The following is a 19,496-nucleotide window of genomic DNA, read 5'->3' as shown; positions in this document are numbered from 1 at the left end:
GCTCAACTGTTCTGTACAGACCGGGAGTAGATTGAGACAAAACGTAGAAAGGTTGATCTATAGCGGTAGTGCTAAACCAAATTTCTTATGTTTCTTTGCCTTCTCCTTTAAAACCATTGGCTTTTGACGGAGAAAATGAGCCAGTTTAACACAACCAAATGAATACCTTACAAAGCAAGCAAATGCTGCCAAAAACCAAACAGCATTTTAAAATCCTAGATGGATTGAGGGGAATTGCTGCAATTTCTGTTGTAATTTTCCACTTTATGGAATTTGCCGTTCCCGATTATAAAGATAATTTTATTGCACACAGCTACCTCGCGGTCGATTTCTTTTTCTGCCTCTCTGGTTTTGTAATTGCCTACGCTTACGACAGCAAGGTAGAAAGTATGGGGCTTATCCGCTTTATCCAATCAAGGCTGATCCGTTTGCACCCGCTTGTAATTATCGGTGCGCTATTGGGGCTGATCACTTTTATATTCGATCCCTTCAGCAATCTTTATCAGGGCTACGGCCTGGGTAAAACCTTACTGATGTTTTTGTCGGCGGCTTTGTTGATTCCATATCCACTCGTGCACGAACGCTACTTTAACCTGTTCCACCTTAATCCACCCACCTGGTCGCTGTTTTGGGAGTATATGGCAAATATTTTTTATGTTTTTGTGCTCTACAAAGTTAAAAACCAAATGTTATGGGTGCTGATTGTAATTGCAGCCCTTTTGCTGGGTTATGAAGCTTACCGCATAGGCAATCTAGCGGTGGGATGGGGTGGCGATAATTTTTTCGGGGGAGGTGCCAGGATTTTCTATTCTTTTCTGGTCGGGATGCTTGTTTACCGTTCAAACTGGATCATTAAATCACGAATGGGTTTTATGGTGATGGGCATATTATTATTCGTAGTTTTCCTGATTCCCTTTAACGAAAAAATGAATTGGATCACTGATTCAATCGCCGTAATCTTTTATTTTCCATTTTTGATTGCGCTGGGCGCTGGTGCAACCTTGACTACGGGCTACGATAAAATCTGTAAATTTTTGGGCGATATTTCGTACCCGCTGTACATGGTTCATTATCCTTTTTTATGGATTTACCTCAGTTATGTGGAGACTAAAAAACCACCCATGAATGATATGGTGGTAGTTATGATTATTTCTTTATTTTTATTGATCGGATTGGCTTATCTCACCATGGTCTTTTTAGATCAGCCCATCCGTAAGCATTTAAATAACAGATTAAAGAAATGATCCCACAAATGAAAAATATTGCTTCCATCGGTTTGTTTAGCCTGGTAATCTCGCTCACGTCAAATCTACAGGCTCAAAGTCTTGACAGTATCAGCTTTAAAGTTGCTGCAGCTCCCGAATGGAGCAATCTGTTTAAAAGAACTGATGGCTGGTTTGGTGGCGATGGAATTTACAGCATCCCATTAAACGGAAAAGAATCCTCACCTCCAAAAGCAAAAAAAACGTTGCTTATTTTTAGCGATAGCATGATCGGGAAGGTGAGGGATGGCAAGATGCAGCCAGGTGCCAAAATGATCCATAATTCTGTTGCCATTTTAGATGGAAATGCGCCCGATCCCAATAAGATTAAATTTAGCTGGAAAACAGTAAAAGCAGAACCTGAATCTATTTTTTCGCCTAAAACCCCATTAACCGGGCCAAGTGATTATTACTGGCTGGGCGATGGTTTTGTAAACCAGGAACTGAACAATTCGACATTTATTTTTGGTTACCGGGTTAAGACAACTGAAGGTGGCGCTTTTGGTTTTGCTGAGGTAGGCAATACTTTAATCAAAATTAAGGCTAACGAACCTGTTCCATATTTAAACTATGAACAAAAAGACACCCCTTTTTATCTCGAAGAGAAAAGTGGCGAAATGGGGTCGTTCGGTGCAGGTATCTATGTAAATACAAAAGCTGCGGGGCAGTTAAATCCGGACGGTTATATTTATGTATATGGTACGCTGGGTAAAACCAAAAAACTCCTGGTGGCCAGGGTTGTACCTGCAGCATTTGAAGATTATAGCAAATGGACTTTTTGGGATGGTTCAAACTGGCAAGCTGATATCAAAAAATCGGCAGCCATAACCGATCAGGTTTCTAACGAACTGAGTATATCTCAACTGCCTGATGGCAGATATGCGCTGGTTTTTCAGGAAGGTGGTATTGGAAGGCACATTTGCATGCAACTGGGGAAAACCCCTTACGGACCGTTTGGTAAGGTATTTAAATTGTGGGATACCTCGGAGGCTATTGAACTCAAATCCTTTTTTACTTACAATGCAAAAGCGCATCCAAGTTTGTCAAAACCAGGAGAGTTGCTGATCAGTTACAATGTAAATTCGTTCGACTTTTTAAAAGACCTGGAAAACCATCCACATCTTTATCGACCAAGGTTTATTAGGGTGAAGTTTGAGGGGATGTAATAGGAGAAAGCTAATAAACCCGTGGTTTGTTAAGAGGATCTGCACAGGTTTCCATGCTTTTTCCGGCGAAAATCTGCTAGGCCGGATTGCTGGGAGCAGATAGCGAGGTGGAGAGAAAGGTATCCATAATTGATTCTATGAAACTATGAGGGGCTCGTTGTATCGTCATCTCGATCCCGAATGTTCGGGAAGAGATCTTTGTACGTTTTCTCCATAAATTCGTCATCCGATAGCTATCGGATCCTGAGCAGGCGGGAACCCTAAGGCGCTTGCTATGTTTTAATACAATGGGTGGGAGCTCCCCTTCTTCAGGAGGGGTTGTGGGAGGTTTTTACCCTTCGCACAGTCTTGCCTCGGCTCGCCGCCGCCGAAGGGGCTCTTTCTTTTTTTCAGTTAGGTTTATGTTTTTATAGGTCTTCAAGCTTGCTTCGCAGGTCTCTTGATAGAAAAGAAACAAACCTGAGCGCAGCGAAAGCATGCAAGCCTTTGAAAACAACAAACACAAAGGCTTAACATCAAGGCTTGGATCTGATGTCGGATAAATTCGTCAAAGCTTTTTTGGTCGCCAGCACAAGCCCCGATGAAAAATCGGGGAGGGTGTGCTGCCTCGGGGTAGTGGTAGGTTGAAACGAGGTGCTAAAGCTTTAACGTTTTCTCCTTCCATCATATCCGATGCCGGATGGCACGGTGCAGATAGCGAGGAGCAGATAGCGATTGCAGGGAGCAGAGACAGGCTCCGTAATTGATTCTATAAAACTATGGGTGGGCGCTCCCCTCGTTCAGGAGGGGCTGGTGGAGGTTTTATGCGTGCGGTTGATAGTTTTGAGCGTGCGGTCGATAGTTTTATGCGTGCGGTTGATAGTTTTGAGCGTGCGGTCGATAGTTTTATGCGTGCGGTTGATAGTTTTAAAGTCGCAGTAAGGAGTTTTATACTTGCAGTAAGAAGTTTTGAAGTCGCAGTAAGAAGTTTTGAAGTCGCAGTAGGAAGTTTTAAAGTCGAAGTAAATAGTTCTGAACTTGCAATTGATGCCATCCGCTCTCCGCTTTTCCCTTTGCACAATATTCATTACATTTGCTGCCAATGAAATACTTTGTACTGTTATTTTCCATTTATTTAATCCTTCTGGGCGTTACGCCTTGTCAGGATAGGGAGGATATGGTTACAAGTGTGCAGTTCGAAAAGGTGGTTCATCGTGATGCCGCTAAAGGCGAACATGCCAGTGGCGAAATGTGTCCGCCCTTTTGCAGTTGTGCCTGCTGTTCGGTAGCGCAACATTTTCCATTGGAAAAAACTACTGTTGTTATCGTTTCTGTTTTTCAGCAAGCTTATCCAGGCTTCTATTGTTCTGATCTGAAAAAGCAGCCTGTTGATGTTTGGCAACCGCCTAAACTCGTTTAATCAATAATTTCTCTATGGCCCCGGCCATAAATTTTAGCATGCGCTATACAAAAGACTTTAACTCTATTGGCTAGCCTATCCTGCTATTTCTTAATTTTTGATTATACCAACCATGTTGAACAAAATAATACAGTTCTCCATCAGGCAGAAACTGCTGGTGGGGATTATGATACTGGCGTTGATTGCCTGGGGGATTTACTCCTTAAGACAACTGCCAATTGATGCCCTTCCCGATATTACCAATAACCAGGTACAGATCATTACCAATTCGCCCAGCAATGGTGCCGAAGATATTGAAAGGTTTGTAACCTACCCGGTAGAACAAACTATGGCCACCATCCCCGGTATCGAAGAAATCCGTTCCTTTAGCCGCTTTGGCCTCTCGGTGGTTACTGTGGTTTTTAAAGAAAACGTAGAAATATACTGGGCACGCCAGCAGGTAAGCGAACGGCTTGCCGATGTAGAACGGGCCATTCCGAAAGGGATTGGAACGCCAGAAATTGCACCTTTAACCACTGGTTTGGGTGAAATTTACCAATATGTAATCCACCCCAAAAAAGGCTATGAAAAGAAATACGATGCGACTGAGCTGCGCTCTATCCAGGATTGGATTGTACGCCGTCAGCTTTTAGGGGTAGAGGGCATCGCCGATGTAAGCAGTTTCGGAGGCTATCTTAAGCAATATGAGATCGCGCTCAACCCCGATAAACTCAGGAGTATGGATATATCCATCAGTGATATATTTACAGCACTCGAAAAAAACAACCAAAATACCGGAGGTGCCTATATTGATAAGAAACCCAATGCCTATTTCATCAGGAGTGAAGGTTTGATTAATAGCATCGAAGATATTGAAAATATCGTAGTGCGGACGAATAACAATAGCATTCCGGTATTGATCCGCAATGTGGCTGAGGTTCGGATCGGTGCGGCAACCCGTTATGGTGCCATGACGAGGAACGATCAGGGCGAAGTGGTAGGTGCTGTGGTGATGATGCTCAAAGGCGCCAATTCATCAAAGGTGATTGCCAATGTTAAAACGCGGATGGAGCAGATCGCCAAAAACCTGCCGGAAGGTGTTGTGATTGAACCTTTTTTGGATAGGACCAAGCTGGTAAACAGCGCCATCGGTACTGTGGCCAAAAATCTGGCTGAAGGTGCACTGATTGTAATCTTTGTACTGGTTTTACTATTGGGTAATTTCCGTGCCGGACTGATTGTGGCTTCGGTAATCCCGCTGGCCATGTTATTTGCGGTATGTTTAATGAACCTCTTTGGGGTGAGCGGCAACCTGATGAGCCTTGGTGCCATCGATTTCGGACTGATTGTAGACGGCGCTGTGATTATAGTAGAGGCATCGCTCCACCACTTAGGTATCCGTAAGAACAAAAACCGCTTAAACCAGCAGGAAATGGATGCAGAGATTTTCGAATCGGCTTCTAAAATCCGCAACAGTGCTGCTTTTGGCGAAATTATTATCCTGATTGTTTACCTGCCCATCCTTGCCCTTGTGGGGATAGAAGGGAAAATGTTCAGGCCAATGGCGCAAACAGTGGCTTTTGCCATTCTTGGTGCTTTTATCTTATCGTTAACCTATGTGCCGATGATGAGCGCTTTGTTTTTGAACAAAACGATCAGTACCAAAAGAAATATCTCCGACAGGATCATGTCTTTTTTTCAAAAGGTGTATACACCAATGCTCAACTTTGCGCTGCGGGCCAGGTTGGCGGTTGTGGGCATTGCATTGACATTATTTGCCCTTTGTCTGCTTATCTTCAGTTATTTAGGGGCAGAGTTTATCCCCACCCTGGAAGAAGGCGATTTTGCGGTAGAAACACGGGTATTAACCGGGAGCAGCTTATCACAAACCATCGAGGCTTCTACACGTGCAGCAAAAGTGTTAAAAGCCAATTTTCCGGAGGTAAAAGAAGTCATCGGGAAGATCGGTTCCAGTGAAATTCCAACAGATCCCATGCCTGTTGAAGCCTGCGATCTGATGATCATCCTGAAAGATAAAAGTGATTGGACGAGTGCTTCATCAAGAGATGAACTCGCGGCAAAAATGCAGCAGAAGTTAGAGTTGTATATTCCGGGAGTAACCTTTGGTTTCCAGCAACCTATCCAGATGCGTTTTAATGAACTGATGACCGGGGCGAGGCAGGATGTGGTAATTAAAGTGTATGGAGAAGATTTTGCCAAATTGGGTAATTATGCATCAAAAATTGGTGCAATTGCCAGTAAAATAGCAGGGGCGCAGGATATTTATGTAGAACAGGCCTCCGGATTGCCACAGGTGATCATCAAGTTCCATCGGGATAAGATTGCACAGTTTGGCCTTAATATCGAAGATGTCAATACGGCTATCCGTTCGGGCTTTGCCGGTGAAGTAGCAGGTTCGGTATTTGAAGGCGAAAAACGTTTCGACATGGTGGTACGCCTGGAAAAAGAAAACAGGCAATCGCTGGAAGATGTAAAAAACCTTTTTGTAACCGCACCGAATGGCAACCAGATTCCATTAGAACAGCTGGCCGATATTCAGTACAAGGAAGGTCCGAACCAGATTCAGCGTGATGACGCCAAACGGCGGATCACGGTTGGTTTTAACGTGCGCGGTAGGGATGTAGAAAGTATTGTAAAAGAAATTCAACAAAAAATAGATCGCGAAGTCAGGTTCGCACCGGGTTACTATCCAACCTTTGGCGGCACTTTCGAGAACCTCCAGGCAGCAAATAAAAGACTTAGCATTGCGGTCCCACTGGCATTATTGCTCATTTTACTTTTACTCTATCTCACCTTTTCATCCATCAAACATGCACTGTTAATTTTTACGGCTATTCCATTGTCAGCCATTGGCGGGGTATTGGCTTTATGGGCCAGGGGAATGCCATTCAGCATCTCAGCAGGCATTGGGTTTATTGCGCTCTTTGGCGTAGCCGTACTAAATGGAATTGTATTGATCAGCGAGTTTAACCGCTTAAAAAGAGAAGGAATGAAAGATATTATAGAAATTATAAAAACAGGAACCTCGGTAAGGTTGCGTCCCGTGATTATGACCGCATTGGTAGCTTCACTTGGCTTTTTACCCATGGCGATCTCGGGCGGGAGTGGCGCTGAAGTTCAACGTCCTTTGGCTACGGTGGTGATCGGGGGACTGCTTTCTGCTACTTTACTTACGCTTCTGGTATTGCCGGTACTGTACATCTGGGTGGAAAAGATGGGAAGGAAAAGAATTAATCCGGCATCAGTAACCAGTGTATTGATTTTAATCCTGTCGGTTTTTGCTGTTCCACCATTGAAGGCACAAACTACTGGATTAACATTAAATCAGGCCATCTCATCTGCATTGCAAAACAACAAGGCCATAAGTGGCGTCACCTTAAGTGTGGGTTTGCAGGAGCAGCTGAAGAAAACCGCTTTTGAAATGCCCAAAACTGAGGTGTCAATGCTCTATGGGCAATACAATAGTCTGGTGAAAAACGACAACAACTTTACTATTACCCAAACGATTCCTTTTCCTACGCTTTTCTCGGCAAACGCTGCTTTAGGCAACGAACGCATCAAGGCGAGCCAGTTTCAGGTGGCTTCTACCAAAAACGAACTGGTCTATCAGGTAAAAACTGTTTACACCAATCTTCAATACCTGTATTCGAAAGAAAAATTATTGTTGCAACAGGATAGTATTTATAAGGGTTTTCTTAAATCAGCTTCGCTGAAATATAAAACTGGCGAAGGCAATCTCTTAGAAAAAGTTGCTGCCGAAACCCAGTTAAAAGAAGTGCAGAGTCAACTGGATCAGAACAGCGCGGATATCGATATTTACAACAGCCAGCTTTCCACACTATTGGGAAACAAGGCTATAGGTATTACCGAAAAGTACCTGACGGAAAATACGATGATTCCCTTAACCGACAGCGCTTCTGTAAAAGAAAATCCGGCATTGGTGTATTTTCGGCAGCAGATCATTATTGCCGATAAGCAACGTAAAGTGGAACTTGCCAGGGCACTTCCTGATATCACCTTGGGTTATTTCAACCAATCGCTTACCGGTTTTCAGAATGTAAATGGCAATGAAGTATTCTTTGGACAAAATAAACGCTTTCAGGGTTTTCAGGTGGGTTTAGCTGTTCCCTTGTTTTATAAATCCTATTCAGCAAAGGCAAAAGCCGCTGCCATAAGCAAAGATATCGCCACCAATGAACTTGATCTTCAGGAGCGGAGGTTAGCGGATCAGTATCAACAGGTGCTTCGCGAATATCTGAAGAACAAAGAACGTTATGGTTATTTTCAGACTTCAGCACTTAATAATGCTGTATTGATTTTAAAAAATAGCCGCATTGCCTACCAGAACGGGGAAATAGGTTATTCCGAGTATCTGCTTAACCTGAAGCAGGCCAATACCATTTACGAAGGGCACCTGATGGCTTTGCTACAGGTTAACCAAAGTATTAACCACATCGAATTTCTGATCGGAAACACCAAATCATTTTAAAAAGAAGACTTATGAAATCAATATATCAATATTTAGTCCTGATCACTGCTGTGGTTTACCTCAGTGCCTGTGGTAGTCCAAAAGAAGAAAAAGCGGTTGAAAAAGAAGCCGTTCACGAAAATAGTGATATCGTTACCTTAACCCCAGAGCAGCATAAACTTGCCGAAATTACCCTCGGGGAAATTGAACGCAAAGAATTAAGCGGAACTACCAAGGTAAACGGCATGCTCGATCTGCCTCCACAGAGTTTGGTTTCCATTTCTACACCACTTGAAGGGATTGTAAAAAGCACGGATATGCTGCAAGGAATGCGGGTGAAAAAAGGCGCACTGGTGGCGGTAATGCAAAACCCCGAATTTATCCAGATGCAGCAGGATTATCTGGATTATAAGAGTCAGTTGCAGTTTTTGAAACAGGAGCTCGACCGTCAGGAAGAACTGGCAAAAGAAAACGTAAATTCAAAAAAGGCACTACAGAAAGCGCGGAGCGAATATCAAAGTGTGAGCGCCCGTTTGCTAGGGCAGCGTTCTAAACTCTCGCTGATCAACATCAGTTTTGCCGCGCTCGAAAAAGGTCAGATCCTTAAAACCTTTAATCTTTATGCGCCGATGGCGGGATATGTAACGCAGGTAAATACCAATATCGGCGCATTTGCCAGTACCACAGACGAGCTTTTTAAAATCGCCGATACCGAGCATTTGCATGCAGAACTTACCGTGTTCGAGAAGGATGTTCCCAAACTTAAAATCGGGCAAAAGGTGCGTTTTACTTTGGCAAATGAAGAAAAGGAGCGGATGGCTACGGTACATTTAATTGGCAGGGAAATCAGTAAGGAACGTACGGTGCAAGTGCATTGCCATTTGGATAAAGAAGATACGCAACTGCTGCCCGGCATGTACCTGAAAGCTTACGTAGAAAGCGGAACAAATAAAGTAGAGGCTTTACCTGATGCAGCCATTGTAGAATTTGAGGGCAAGAAATATGTGTTCATCGAGCAGTCTGCTTCAAAATTAGCTTACCGCTACCGCATGATGGAAGTAAAAACAGATGTTGCCGAAAATGGCTACACACAGGTTTCATTTGCTGAAGCGGTTACAAAACCAAAAGTAGTGATAAAAGGTGCGTATGATCTGTTGAGTAAGGTGAAAAATGAAGAAGAGGAAGGAGAGGAACATTAGTTTATCGGTTCATTAGCGACAACAAATTGCCAACCCAATACATCATCCTGAACCTGTTTCAGGATCTATCTGGAAGAAATTAGTTTATTGACCGGAAAAGGGCCATTTCCCGATTGAGGAAATGGCCTTGTTTCCTAATTGCCATAAGTAAAAGATACTCTTGGTGCAATTTCGACATAAGCGTTATCTTTAAAATATGCCACAAAGTAAGTACCCGCAGCACTATTGGCAGGCAGTGTTAATGTTGTGCTTCCGCTTGCAAGACCATTGGTATATTTCCATGTGCTGGCATAATTACTGGTGCCGGGTACTTTGCCATTTTGATAAATACCTACCCAAGCCTGCGGATCGGTAGAACCGTTGGCAAAATTTACCGTAATGGTTTCTCCAGTTAAATAGGCAGTTTTATTTATGGTTAAAGTGGGTTGAACTGTTGTAATCGAAAAGGTGGTGATCAGGCCTTTATGATCAGAAGGCCATGTTCCTGTAGGGATAACAAAAGGGTTAGTATAAGTAGCATCCTCGTAACCCTGTCCACGTACTATAGAACCCGAAGGGCCAAATACAATAGATTCATCAACACTAATCCTGTTGCTGTTATCTGCATAATAAAGATAATCAATCCGATCTCTTTCGTCGGCATCTGGTGCCCAAACTAGCGATGATAAATTGGCACTGGTATTAAAAGCGGCCCAGGTAAAGCCGGGAGCTAACACAGGATTTGGATTTTTAACCCGGTACGAATCTTTAAATCCTTTGGCATATAAAGCTACACTGCTTTGCCAGGGTACAATGGTGCCATGATGATCGAACAGGTTTTTTTGCGCATCAACCCAGTCTAAATGCGAAGGTTCATTAAAATCTCCGCCCAATATTACAATTCTTCCGCTATCTCTTTCCAGCTTGGCATCGTTAATAAAAGCCGTAATTTGCTCATCTCTGCTCGATTGCAGGTTCGAAGCCAAAACAGCATTTACGTCGGTAATGGGTTTACTTATCTTTTTAAAGCTGTTGCCATCATAACCTCTTGGCAGGTAACAGGCATAATTTAGATAATCTAAATGTGCCGAATAAACCGCCACCTGGGTATTAACATTAAGTTTTATAATGGCTTTATCAAATGCATTTCCATATATAGATGCTTTAAAAGAAGCAATTGGGTATTTAGATACAATGCCCACGTTATCATCCTTAAAGGAGTAAAAAGTAAGCCCTTTTGCTTGCAATGCGGTAACAATCCTGGAACTAAAATTTGTATTGTTGTAATTGCGTACCTCACTTAAGGTAATAACATCGGCCCCCGATTGTACAATTGCATCAACAATGCCATTAAAGCCTTCTGTTACTAGTGTACCTTCTTGCCAAACGTTTAATTGTAAAACTTTTAGCTTAATCGGGGTTGATGTGCCGGTAACACTCAAGGTTTTTGGTTTAAATGAAGTACTACTGTTGGTGGCAGTTATGGGGTGATCTTTCTTGCAGCTCATAAAAAGAAAACCCATAAGGAAAATGGTTAGGCAGTTGTTTTTCATAGTTTTTATAGGGTTGATATATCCCAGGTACCTCATAATTGGGCACCTGGGATATAATTAGGGTAATGTGGTTAAATTAACACTTGGTGCAGTACCTGTAGCTGTTCGGGTAAAAGTGGTGCCATAAGTGGTGTAAGTAGCAAAGAAACCGCCATTTTTTAAATAGAAACTGTTGCCAGTTACGCCGCCCTGGTAATCCATACGCTGTTCTGCCGAGGCGGTAGCATCGTAAGTAAACCGGGCACCCGTAACTTCTGTCCAGCTGCCTGTACTGGTTTTGTACCATTGGTTGCCATAATTGCAGCTTCTTTGCAGATAGCCCTGGTCTGGATTGAAGTTTTCTACAAATGAATACATGCCAGTTAAATAAGCAGTTGTATTTGGGCGTTTCCATTGTGCGATAATTTTCCATGCGCCATTTTCTGGTGCATAAAACCAGGCTGTATAATCAGAGCCACCTGCACCATCAGGTTTGCCCTGTAACAAAAATTTGTACGTGGTGCCTGCTGCCCAGTTAAATAATAAATATGATTGTCCGCCGGTACCTTCGCCACCGAAACCATTGCTGGTGATGTCGGTTCCTTTTCTAACCAGGGTAGTGGAGCCTGTTGATGGATCCCATACAGAGAATAACACTCTTCTTTCGGTAGCCGAATTAACCTGCATGCCAAAATAACCGCCGTCAAAACCATCTGCCATAAAGTAAGAACCAATTTTATCTTGTCCGCTCGGCACAGTAAGTTCACTATAAAACCACTCTGTGCCTGATGGTACAGTATAGCCTAAGTGGCACGAAGGGCCTCTTCTCGACCAGTAATAATCGGCTACAGTATTGGCATATTGTACACCAGATGCAACAGTTGGCCCGCTGATTACCAGATCCGAAATATCGCCAAAGTAACTTCCCGTTTTGCTAACACCCTGTATGTCTACCCTAACATAACCTGCTGCGGCTATGTTTACGGTGCCAATTGTAGTGGTGGTGGCGCTAGTGCCCGTAATCGTCTTATTAAATACAGTACCGTTAATGGTTACTTTAATATTGCTGCTTCCCGAAGGTACGGTGCCTTTTATAGCTACAGTTAAACTGCCGGTAAGGCCTAAACGGAACCAAACACTGGTAATGGTACTTGTTGATGTCCAGTTGTGCAAACCACTGTCGTTAATTAATCCACCGGTACCAGCGGTATAGCCATTGCCGCCTAAACCTACATTTAGTGAAGTGCCGCCTAAGCTTTCGGTAGTTGCAATGCTGCTTTTAATTTTTGAGGCTTCTGTTTCTTGTAAAGTTTCTGTTTTTTTACAAGACGAAATGGCAAGTAATAATAAAATACTGACCAGTAATGAAGTTGTTTTTTTCATTTTTTTTGGGATTTAGTTGATATTTGGGTTGTTAGTAATTGTTTGCACGATCTGATCACCTTGTCATAACAAGAAATAATTTTGCTTTAACCTAGCCTCATTCTTCAACGGTAAATTACCTGCCTCAAGTAGGCAGGTATTATTGCTATACTTAGCCCCAATCCAAAACTTCGATATTAACGCGATATAAAAACAGGTATATTTACGTTAAGCTGGATTTAAGTTACTGACTAACAATCAGAAAAAAATCAATCTTGTCAACGCAAACGTTTGCCTGTTAATCGTTGTTTTTTGCCCGGAATTATGGATGCAGCACAGAATTGGTAAGTGTTGTAGTTGTAAGTAGAAGATATTTTGGCAGAAATGTTCCTTTTTATAAAAAGCCCTTTGAAACTACTTAGTTAGTAGTTGTTTGGGGCATTTTTTAATGTATTTTTTGAGTTAACACAAACGTTTGTGTGGAGAAATGTATTTGGTTTCAGGCATTCGCATATCTGAACTTATCTATATCAATTTCAGAAGTTTAAATCATTTTGCTACATTTGCACCTTTATAAAACTATTTAAATCTTGAGTCATGTAATTTCATTTGCACATTAATGTTAAATGACCTTTCCCCTCCGGGAAGGGAGTAATTACTGTTTATCTTTTATTTTTACTGATTACAATATGGCTATTTCACAAAAATATGGTCGTACCTATCATTATCCATTTTCGCCGGGAACAACCAGCGACGATAGGATACGGCACGACTATTGGGACAATCTACAACAGATCCCAACACTTATACATACCGAAAAACTAGATGGAGAAAATAATTGTCTCTCTAAATATGGCGTTTTCGCCCGTTCGCATGCAGCACCAACAACCTCACCATGGACAGAAGATCTTAGACGTTTCTGGCAGCTGATGAAAAATGATCTGGGCAATCTCGAATTCTTTCTGGAGAACCTGTACGCAATACATTCAATCGCATACCATAAACTCGAACATCACTATCATGTGTTTGGCATCCGCGAAAATGAGCGCTGGTTAAGCTGGGAAGAAACAGTGTTTTATGCAAAATTGATAGATCTGCCAACTGTTCCTGTGATCAAAATACAGCCGGCACCTGCTGATCAAAAACAGTTCGAAAAGGAGATGTTAATGCTTGTAGCAGGGCCGGGTACATTTGAACCCTTTGATGTACACGACAAAAGTAAAACAACTATGGAAGGTATCGTTAGCCGGAATGCCGATGGTTACGCCGTAGATGCTTTTGCACAGAACGTATTTAAATACGTAAGAAAAGGGCATGTTAAAACAGATGAGCATTGGACCAGAAGCTGGAAACGTGCGCCATTAATAAATGAAGGAGGTAAGCATGTGGACCTTTAGCGAAAATAAAGAATGGAATACCCTCGAAGATCGTTTCGGCTGGGTAAAAAGAATGAATGATGTTGCCCAAGATCCACGTTATCATGCCGAAGGGAATGTAGCCATACATACCCGGATGGTATTGGCAGCATTGCAAAGGGAGCCTACATTTAAAGCACTGGCCCTGCAAGATCAGGAAATTTTGTGGGCAGCTGCTTTATTGCATGATGTAGAGAAATACAGCACTACCGTTTTTGAAACCGATGGTAGCATTACATCAAACGGGCATGCCCGTAAAGGTGCCCAGTTTGTTCGCCAACTGCTCTATTTGGGTGGTAACACACCATTTGAAATCCGAGAGCAGATTGTTGGCTTGGTAAGGTACCATGGTTTACCGATTTGGCTGTTCGAAAAACCAGATCCGCTTAAAGCCTTAATAAAGGCCAGTATGGAAGTGAATACGGAATGGCTTGCCTTATTGGCGCGTGCAGATATGCTTGGGCGTATATGTAACGATCAGGAAGAGATGTTGTACCGGGTTGATTGTTTTGAAGAATTCTGCAAAGAAAATAAATGCTGGGGCAATCCCCGTCAATTTGCTTCAGAAGAAGCAAAAATGTATTACATCCAACATGAGGATGCTTATCCGGATTACATTCCATTTGAGCAGCCGGTTGCAGAAATGGTGTTGATGAGTGGTCTGCCAGGTGCAGGAAAAGATACTTTTATCAAATATACTTTCAAAGATTGGCCCATTATTTCGTTGGATACGATCCGTACTAAAAGAGGAATATCACCAACAGATAAAAAAGGCAACGGACAGGTGATACAGGAGGCAAAAGAACAGGCCAGGGTATATTTGCGCAAACAACAATCATTTGTTTGGAATGCAACCAATACCACCAGTCAGATGCGGATGCAGTTAATTGAACTGTTTCACGCGTACAAAGCAAAGGTAAGGATCGAATACATCGAAGTTCCTTATCAGCACCTGCATGGCCAAAACAAAAACCGCGAAGCCATTGTGCCAAACGCAGTTTTAGATAAATTGGTATATAAACTCGAAGTGCCTAGCTTATGGGAAGCACAGGAAGTGCTTTACCGGGTGAAGTAAGTAGTGCATTGGTCATTAGTTGGTTAATCGGTTAACCGACTTTGGACCCCAGACTTTGGTTAATCGGTTAATTGTTTAATCGGTTAACCGACTTCTGACTATCTAAAATATCCTCAATGTAAAATAAAATAAGGCATTATTATTGTTAAAGGCAGAGCAGCGTTGTTTTTAAAAAAATAGCGTAATTTTATAACCATAAAAACCAAAACAATTTTCAGCTTTAAAGGATTTTAACAAGATGCATTTCCCTCAGAATAACACATTGTCCCAACCACACTATACTCATGAACTATAAACAATTGCAGGAAGATGTACAAAAGCACGTTAGCGATTACTTCCATACCCATAACGATCCGCGATTGGTTTATCATAATCTGGAGCATACACAGGAAGTTGTAAATGCGGCCCAGCAGATCGCCAACCATTACCAGCTAAACGAACAGGATTTTTTCACGGTAACCGTAGCGGCATATTTTCACGACACCGGTTATTTTGAAGATGCATTAAACCATGAAGCTAAAGGTGCCGACCTGGCAGATGAGTTTTTGGCCAAACATAAAGTAAATCAGGAAGTTCGGGACAGTGTTAAAAGCGCGATACTGGCCACCAAGATTCCCCAGCATCCTAAAAATGAAATTGACAAGATTATCTGCGATGCGGATCTGTTCCACCTGGGCCTTGCCGATTTCCGTGCAAAAGGGAAACTGATGCACAAGGAAAATGAACTGATCTATAAAAAAGACATCAGCAAACTGGAGTGGCGCAAAAAAGATATCCAGTTTATGGAATCGCACCATTACCATACCGATTATGCAAATTTGTTGCTCAGCGATCAAAAACAGAAAAATGTCGAAAAGCTGAAGAGTAAATTAACCTCCCAGGAAGAAATCAGCACCGAACTCGAAGAGCCTAAAAACTTTGCCCCGGTAATTATACAAGAGAAAAAGAAGAAAAAAGATAAGGACGACCGCCCGGACAAGGGGATCGAAACCATGTTCAGGATTACTTCGGCCAATAACCAGCGCCTTAGCGATATGGCTGATAATAAGGCACATATCCTGATTACGGTAAATTCGATCATGCTTTCGTTAATTGTGAGTTTGTTGTTAAGACGCCTGGAAGATCATGGCAACCTGATTATACCCACCTTTATTTTATTGATGGTGAGTTTAACCTGTGTGGTGGTTTCTATTCTGTCAACCCGTCCATCTATCCCGAAAGGAGAATTTACACAGGAAGATATGGACAATAAAAAGGTTAACCTGTTGTTTTTCGGTAATTTCTATAAAATGAGCTTGCCAAGTTATACCGATGGCATGATCAAGGTTATGAACGATAAAGACTTTTTATACGGCACTTTGATTACCGATGTTTATTCGCAGGGCGTGGTATTGGGGAGGAAATATAAATTGATCCGCCTCGCTTATAACATTTTCATGTTTGGCCTGATCGCGGCCGTATTGGCATTTGTAATTGCTTACGCAGCTTACGGTAAACTTTAATGGAAAAAATGATTGAGACATCTTTTTTCAACAGAGATTTAAGCTGGTTAAAATTTAACGAGCGCATTTTAATGGAAGCCGAGCGGAATACCGTTCCATTGCTCGAACGTATTAAGTTCTTATCGATATTTTCTTCCAATCTTGATGAGTTTTACCGGGTGAGGATGCCTGTGCTATTGGCTTTGGAAAAGCTGAGCAACAAGGAAGATAACGATATCAGGATTGACGATAATTTACTAAATACCGCCAATCAACTGATTTCTGAACAACAACAACGATATGGCGTTGTGCTGAAATCGGATATTATTCCTCAGCTCAAAAAAAATAAAATTAATTTAATTTATGGACAGCCGTTTCCACAGGAAATCCAAACAAGTACAACCCGGTATTTCTTAAGTCAGGTAATGGCTTTTTTGCAGCCGGTATACATTAATGAAAATACCAGTTTTTTTCCTTCGAACAACGAGCTGTATTTTTTGGTTACCCTAAAAAAAGAAGCGGGTGCTGAAGTTATTATTTTAAATATCCCTTCCAATCAGTTACCCCGTTTTTATAAGGTAGAAGCAGGCGATGAAACCTTTATTGTTTTCCTGGATGATATTGTGCGTTTCCATTTAGACCGCATATTTCCTGAAGGAGAGGTTACAGGCTGTTATAGCTTCAAAATTACCAGGGATGCCGAAATTGACCTGAAAGACGAATACTCCGGCAGTTTATCAGAACAATTGGAGAAACAATTACTCAAACGCGATGCAGGTTTAGCCACGCGTTTTCTCCATCAACCGGGTATCCCTACCAATGTGTTCGAACTGCTTAAAAAGCTTTTTAATTTAAAAAAGGCCAACAGGATGGAAGGCGGGCAATACCATAACCTGAAGGATTTGATGGGTTTCCCCGTAAATGTGCCCAAACTTTCGAACCAGAACTGGCCAAAGCTTTGCAATACCGATCTGATTGATGGGTCCTTAACCGAAGCCATTTACAAAAACGATATTATTGTACATACTCCTTATCAGAGTTACGACAGTGTGCTCCGCTTTTTTAACGAAGCAGCCATTGATGCAGATGTTCGGGAAATCTATGTAACACTGTACCGGGTGGCCAGCGATTCGAAAATTGTAAATGCTTTAATCAGTGCAGCTAAAAACGGTAAAAAAGTAACCGTGCTGGTAGAGCTTAAAGCCCGTTTCGATGAAGCCAACAACATTAAGTGGGCGAAGAAAATGAAAGAGGTGGGCGTTGATATTATTTATAGTGTAACAGCTTTAAAAGTACATGCCAAAGTAGCGCTGGTAAAACGGCAAAGCGGAGACCGGATGCGCTATTCGGGTTTGTTTGCCACCGGGAACTTTAACGAAAGTACCGCTGCCTTTTATACCGATCATATTTTGATGACGGCCAATAAGGAAATGCTGCGTGAGGTTGAACTGCTATTTATTTTCCTCGCCAAAAGGGTTAAACCAAGTAGCGCCGATCTGATTCAATTCAAACAGTTATTGGTAGCGCAGTTCAATTTACAGCAGGTTTTTCTTAACCTGATTGATAGAGAAATTGAACATGCCAAACAGGGCAAGCCATCGGGGATTACCATTAAGATGAACAACCTGGAAGAAAAGGTTTTGATCAATAAACTTTACGAGGCATCGCAGGCAGGGGTAAAGATTGACATGATCGTACGGAGCATTTGCCGTTTAATACCGGGTGTAAAAGGCATGAGCGAAAATATCAAGGTAACGCGTATTGTTGACCGTTATTTAGAGCACGGTCGTGTTTTTATCTTTCATAATTTAGGTAAAAATGATGTTTACCTTGGTTCGGCCGATTGGATGAACCGAAATATCTACCGTAGGATAGAGGTTTGCTTTCCGATTTATAATGAGCAGATTAAACAGGAAATTATGGATATTATAGAAATTCAGAAACGCGATAATGTACAGGCGGTATGTATAGATGATGACATGAACAATATCCCTGTTAAAAGTGGCGGGGTTCTTGTTTCTTCTCAACATGATATTTATGCGTTATTAAAAAATAAATAATACCGTTGTCTGTGTCTCCACGGACCACATGATTTTACTTATTGATGGTCTGTATGGACACAGACCATGGAAACTAAATTTATCTTATGAAATACAATACAACTTTTCTCGCTTCCAGTTTGCTCATTTCAGTTGCCTTTTTAGGTATATCCTGCGTTAACGGCAACCGTGATGATAAAAAAAGCGATTCAACAGCAACCGTTTCTGCCAGTACTGCCGCAAAATCAGATTTCCCTTACGATTTATCGAAACCGGTAAAATACAATATGCCGCATAACCTTTTCGAAATTTCCGGAATTGTATTTCATAACGGCGACCCAAAAGAAGTATTTGCCATTCAGGATGAAGACGGAGATCTGTTTCACCTGGGTTTAAGCGATAAAGAATCAAAATACACCAAATTTGGTGGTAAAGGCGATTATGAAGACCTGGCCATCATTAATAACTACATCATTGTTTTAAAAAGCAATGGCGAGCTGCATACTTTTCCGATTTCGGAAATTAATAAACCAGAAGTAACGAATGTAGTTAAAACCAAAGATCTGGTACCAAAAGCTGAATATGAGGGATTGGCTGCAGATGAAAAAAACAATATGATTTATGTATTAACGAAGGATAGCAAACCAGATTCCAAAGCAAAAGCTTCAAGCATTTATGGCTTTAAGTTTGGTGCCGATGCTTCATTAACCGCTGCGGGAGAATTTAGCCTGTCGCACAAAGAAATCGAAAAAGCATCTGGAAGTTCAAAATCAAGGTTCCGTCCATCGGCTTTGGCTAAAAACCTACAAACCAATGAATGGTATGTGCTTTCGTCGGTAAATAAAGTACTTGTTGTTACCGATACAGATTTCAAAGTTAAAGCTACCTATCCTTTAGATCCTGCTTTGTTTAATCAGCCGGAAGGTATCGCTTTTGATCGCGACAATAACCTTTACATTTCCAATGAAGGCGGAACTTTGGCCGCAGGAAATATTTTATTGTTTAAATTGAAAAAATAAAAAATGGTACTGTCACCTCAATCGTGCGTCATGCTGTCCCGAAGTTTCGGGATCAGCATCTTTCCACACTAAAGACCCTGAACTGAATCCGATAGCTATC

General features: G+C 41.9%; 13 protein-coding genes. 11 read left to right on the top strand and 2 right to left on the bottom strand.

Annotated elements, in window-relative coordinates; genetic code table 11:
- Positions 1-158: 158 nt before the first annotated feature.
- The 6 genes from AC04Q1_RS14125 (at position 159) to AC04Q1_RS14100 (ending at position 9,494) form a co-directional block, all read left to right on the top strand.
- Positions 159-1,244: an acyltransferase family protein gene (locus AC04Q1_RS14125; RefSeq protein ID WP_478365232.1), complete on the top strand. Its 1,086-nt coding sequence runs from the start codon at positions 159-161 to the stop codon at positions 1,242-1,244.
- Positions 1,245-1,252: 8 nt separating this feature from the next.
- Complete coding sequence (locus AC04Q1_RS14120; protein WP_478365231.1) at positions 1,253-2,428, top strand: DUF4185 domain-containing protein; 1,176 nt, start codon at positions 1,253-1,255, stop codon at positions 2,426-2,428.
- A gap of 758 nt (positions 2,429-3,186) precedes the next feature.
- On the top strand, positions 3,187-3,513 hold the full coding sequence (locus tag AC04Q1_RS14115) for a hypothetical protein (protein ID WP_478365230.1): 327 nt from the start codon (positions 3,187-3,189) through the stop codon (positions 3,511-3,513).
- Complete coding sequence (locus AC04Q1_RS14110) at positions 3,510-3,827, top strand: DUF6660 family protein (protein WP_478365229.1); 318 nt, start codon at positions 3,510-3,512, stop codon at positions 3,825-3,827. The genes AC04Q1_RS14115 and AC04Q1_RS14110 overlap by 4 nt, the downstream gene beginning before the upstream one ends.
- A gap of 112 nt (positions 3,828-3,939) precedes the next feature.
- The gene (locus AC04Q1_RS14105; RefSeq protein ID WP_478365228.1) at positions 3,940-8,316 is read left to right on the top strand and encodes a CusA/CzcA family heavy metal efflux RND transporter; all 4,377 of its coding nucleotides are present in this window, start codon (positions 3,940-3,942) and stop codon (positions 8,314-8,316) included.
- Positions 8,317-8,327: 11 nt separating this feature from the next.
- Positions 8,328-9,494, top strand: a complete 1,167-nt coding sequence (locus tag AC04Q1_RS14100; RefSeq protein ID WP_478365227.1) for an efflux RND transporter periplasmic adaptor subunit — start codon at positions 8,328-8,330, stop codon at positions 9,492-9,494.
- Between the two features lie 134 nt (positions 9,495-9,628).
- On the opposite strand, the gene AC04Q1_RS14095 is transcribed toward AC04Q1_RS14100, so the two are convergent.
- Together AC04Q1_RS14095 and AC04Q1_RS14090 are read right to left on the bottom strand one after the other, a co-directional pair.
- Positions 9,629-11,026 (bottom strand): endonuclease/exonuclease/phosphatase family protein, encoded by a 1,398-nt coding sequence (locus tag AC04Q1_RS14095; RefSeq protein ID WP_478365226.1) that lies wholly within the window; start codon positions 11,024-11,026, stop codon positions 9,629-9,631.
- A gap of 57 nt (positions 11,027-11,083) precedes the next feature.
- On the bottom strand, positions 11,084-12,388 hold the full coding sequence (locus AC04Q1_RS14090; RefSeq protein WP_478365225.1) for a DUF3472 domain-containing protein: 1,305 nt from the start codon (positions 12,386-12,388) through the stop codon (positions 11,084-11,086).
- Positions 12,389-13,056: 668 nt separating this feature from the next.
- On the opposite strand from AC04Q1_RS14090, the gene AC04Q1_RS14085 reads away from it, so the two are divergent.
- The 5 genes from AC04Q1_RS14085 (at position 13,057) to AC04Q1_RS14065 (ending at position 19,396) form a co-directional block, all read left to right on the top strand.
- Positions 13,057-13,764 carry an RNA ligase family protein gene (locus tag AC04Q1_RS14085; RefSeq protein ID WP_478365224.1) on the top strand — a complete coding sequence of 236 codons (708 nt, stop codon included), beginning with the start codon at positions 13,057-13,059 and terminating at the stop codon, positions 13,762-13,764.
- Positions 13,736-14,857: an AAA family ATPase gene (locus AC04Q1_RS14080; protein ID WP_478365223.1), complete on the top strand. Its 1,122-nt coding sequence runs from the start codon at positions 13,736-13,738 to the stop codon at positions 14,855-14,857. Before AC04Q1_RS14085 ends, AC04Q1_RS14080 begins: the two co-directional genes overlap by 29 nt.
- A gap of 284 nt (positions 14,858-15,141) precedes the next feature.
- Positions 15,142-16,359: a Pycsar system effector family protein gene (locus AC04Q1_RS14075; protein WP_478365222.1), complete on the top strand. Its 1,218-nt coding sequence runs from the start codon at positions 15,142-15,144 to the stop codon at positions 16,357-16,359.
- An 8-nt stretch (positions 16,360-16,367) separates the two neighbouring features.
- On the top strand, positions 16,368-18,398 hold the full coding sequence (gene ppk1, locus AC04Q1_RS14070) for a polyphosphate kinase 1 (protein ID WP_478365221.1): 2,031 nt from the start codon (positions 16,368-16,370) through the stop codon (positions 18,396-18,398).
- An 86-nt stretch (positions 18,399-18,484) separates the two neighbouring features.
- Entirely contained in the window at positions 18,485-19,396 is a 912-nt protein-coding gene (locus AC04Q1_RS14065) for an SdiA-regulated domain-containing protein (RefSeq protein WP_478365220.1), read from the top strand.
- The last annotated feature ends 100 nt before the right edge of the window (positions 19,397-19,496 follow it).

The organism is Pedobacter humicola (assembly GCF_056490705.1).
Note: the sequence above shows the minus strand (reverse complement) of the source record. Positions and strands in the feature narration are given on the sequence as shown.

What these genes read in the sequence shown, in the direction of transcription:
- AC04Q1_RS14100 (WP_478365227.1), top strand. Translation starts at nt 8,328, where the DNA reads ATGAAATCAATATATCAATATTTAGTCCTGATCACTGCTGTGGTTTAC.
- AC04Q1_RS14110 (WP_478365229.1), top strand. Translation starts at nt 3,510, where the DNA reads ATGAAATACTTTGTACTGTTATTTTCCATTTATTTAATCCTTCTGGGC.
- AC04Q1_RS14095 (WP_478365226.1), bottom strand. Translation starts at nt 11,026, where the DNA reads ATGAAAAACAACTGCCTAACCATTTTCCTTATGGGTTTTCTTTTTATG.
- AC04Q1_RS14085 (WP_478365224.1), top strand. Translation starts at nt 13,057, where the DNA reads ATGGCTATTTCACAAAAATATGGTCGTACCTATCATTATCCATTTTCG.
- AC04Q1_RS14105 (WP_478365228.1), top strand. Translation starts at nt 3,940, where the DNA reads ATGTTGAACAAAATAATACAGTTCTCCATCAGGCAGAAACTGCTGGTG.
- AC04Q1_RS14125 (WP_478365232.1), top strand. Translation starts at nt 159, where the DNA reads ATGAATACCTTACAAAGCAAGCAAATGCTGCCAAAAACCAAACAGCAT.
- AC04Q1_RS14065 (WP_478365220.1), top strand. Translation starts at nt 18,485, where the DNA reads ATGAAATACAATACAACTTTTCTCGCTTCCAGTTTGCTCATTTCAGTT.
- AC04Q1_RS14115 (WP_478365230.1), top strand. Translation starts at nt 3,187, where the DNA reads ATGGGTGGGCGCTCCCCTCGTTCAGGAGGGGCTGGTGGAGGTTTTATG.
- AC04Q1_RS14090 (WP_478365225.1), bottom strand. Translation starts at nt 12,388, where the DNA reads ATGAAAAAAACAACTTCATTACTGGTCAGTATTTTATTATTACTTGCC.
- AC04Q1_RS14075 (WP_478365222.1), top strand. Translation starts at nt 15,142, where the DNA reads ATGAACTATAAACAATTGCAGGAAGATGTACAAAAGCACGTTAGCGAT.
- AC04Q1_RS14120 (WP_478365231.1), top strand. Translation starts at nt 1,253, where the DNA reads ATGAAAAATATTGCTTCCATCGGTTTGTTTAGCCTGGTAATCTCGCTC.
- AC04Q1_RS14080 (WP_478365223.1), top strand. Translation starts at nt 13,736, where the DNA reads ATGAAGGAGGTAAGCATGTGGACCTTTAGCGAAAATAAAGAATGGAAT.
- ppk1 (WP_478365221.1), top strand. Translation starts at nt 16,368, where the DNA reads ATGATTGAGACATCTTTTTTCAACAGAGATTTAAGCTGGTTAAAATTT.